Source organism: Micromonospora craterilacus (assembly GCF_003236315.1).
Lineage (GTDB): Bacteria > Actinomycetota > Actinomycetes > Mycobacteriales > Micromonosporaceae > Micromonospora > Micromonospora craterilacus.
This window is the reverse complement of the sequence record NZ_POTY01000431.1, coordinates 1-1937: the sequence shown is the minus strand read 5'-3', so window position 1 is coordinate 1937 and position 1937 is coordinate 1. Positions and strand designations below refer to the sequence as shown.

Below are 1937 nucleotides of genomic sequence, written 5' to 3'. Positions count from 1 at the left end.
TTGAAGAGATGAGCCAGCGCGAGTAGGGCCTGCCGGCCGGGGCTGAGTCGACGCCAGTGGGACCGCTGCTGGTAGCGGTGGGCGCGGATCATGTCAGCGAGATGGTTCAACGATCGGTTGGACAACGGAATCGAGGCAGGGTTAGACAGCGACGAGGCTCCCGGTGGGGGCATCTTTCTTGGTCGATCGCTGTCCTACCGGAAGCCTCACCTCAACCCGCTGCCGGGCCACCCGAACCATCCCCACCAGCACATAGCCAGTTGAAGAACGCTCAATGGCTTCAGATCAGGTCCGCTTGCGGCTCGCGATCTGGTCAGAGAGTTGCTGCACATGGGCGGGGTCCGCGTCCCGGGCAAGGGCGACGTAGTGGTCCATGACGGCCGGCCGGTAGCGCACGGGCAACGTCTGCCCTGGGGCGAGTCGGGTGAGCTCGGTGATCGTGAGGCCTTCGTCTGCGATACCGCGGAACGAGATGCCGTCGGCGGTCTCCACGTCGAACATCAGGACCACGCGAGGGTTGCTGTTCACCTCCCGCCAGTCGACGAGAACGCCGAGCGCAAGCGCCCCCGTACGCAGTTCCGCATTGCGCTTCCGCGCATCATTGCTCAGCAGCGGGTTCGGGGCGACCCCGGGGAAGTCGGGCCCGACGCCGAGCGATTCCCGACTCAGGTCGGGCCTGAGCTGGTCCATCAGATCGCTGAGGTTGTTCGTCGAACCGATCATCCTGCCGATCATCGCGCCAAACATCCTGCCGAACATCCTGACCCCTTCCTCACACCGGTGCCGGAATCTTGGCCTGGCGCTCCGCCTTACGGCGATCGTATCGCGGCCATTCCCGAGCGCCATCGCATCGCCCCGTCTCGATGGGGTCGCCGTCTGCGGTCGCGGACGGGCTCGGTCGGTACACCTGTCTGTCGGACGAGCCACGTCCGCACGCCGACAGCTCGGGATCGAAACGTCTCCCGAGCCCGACGCGGCCTCGGGCACCACCACCTGAAGAAAAGGCCAACTTGGTTGCACGCTCAGGCGGCACGAGAACTCTCTTCTGCGTGTGTGAAAGGAGGGGTCTGCCGTGAGCGTGTGCGACTTCCCCGTCATCTCAAGCGTGTGCGATGCGGTCGGCGAGGGCACCGCGTCGCTGATTGCCGCCCCGTTCGACTGGCTCGCGTCCTCGATGGCCGGGGCGGCGGCCTGGCTGATGGAGACCATGTGGACCGTCTTCGACACCACCACCCTGGTCGACCTCACCCAGCCGGGGTTCGTGTCGGTCTACAACATCGTCTTCGGGATCGCCCTGTTCATCGTGGCGATCTCAGGCTCTGGTGCGCCTGGACATGGCATCCGCCCTGATCGACACGCCGACCGAAGACCTGGACCAAGCCCTGGCCTTGGCGCGCGCGGCGATGGCCGCTGCGGAAGGCAACCGCATCGAGTCGATCGAGCAGCGACTACGATCCTTCGCCGCAGGGCTGCAAGGATCCTCCGACTACGCGCCTGTAGTGGCCTTCAGCGATGAGGTGCGGCAGTGGTTGCGTGAGCGGAAGCCGGACCATGACAACCCCTTCTAACGGATCCAGGGAAGGACGCGAACGGTACGACTACGTCGAGGAGGACTGGGCACGCTACCGCGCGCTCGATTCTCTGGTCAATCACTGGGAACGGAAAGGCTGGCGTCCAGGTCGACGTTCCTACCATTGGATGATGTGCCTCGGCGGGAGCGGAACTGTTCGGGCGCTCGCAACGAGCTGCCAGGCGAAACTCGGCCACATACCGACGCTGGATCTGATTCCCCTGAAGTGGCTGCACCTTAGAGAGAGCCCTCTTCATCCTGAGTAGCGGTCGGCTTCGGTGTGGTGCAGGACGAGGATGGCCTGCACGATCGTGGTGGTGCGGCGTGGGCAGCAGCGCAGCTTGGCCAGGATCTTCCAGGTCTTCAG

2 protein-coding genes and 1 pseudogene are annotated in these 1937 nt (G+C 64.9%); 1 reads left to right on the top strand and 2 read right to left on the bottom strand.

The window, feature by feature from the left end; translation table 11 throughout:
- Nucleotides 1–285 precede the first annotated feature (285 nt).
- Nucleotides 286–759 (bottom strand): hypothetical protein, encoded by a 474-nt coding sequence (locus C1I95_RS33460; protein WP_233514049.1) that lies wholly within the window; start codon nucleotides 757–759, stop codon nucleotides 286–288.
- 563 nt (nucleotides 760–1322) lie between these two features.
- On the opposite strand from C1I95_RS33460, the gene C1I95_RS35575 reads away from it, so the two are divergent.
- Nucleotides 1323–1568 (top strand): hypothetical protein, encoded by a 246-nt coding sequence (locus tag C1I95_RS35575; protein ID WP_158566524.1) that lies wholly within the window; start codon nucleotides 1323–1325, stop codon nucleotides 1566–1568.
- Nucleotides 1569–1823: 255 nt separating this feature from the next.
- On the opposite strand, the pseudogene C1I95_RS33450 reads toward C1I95_RS35575, so the two are convergent.
- Nucleotides 1824–1937, bottom strand: a pseudogene (locus tag C1I95_RS33450) (IS5/IS1182 family transposase); the annotation flags it as partial.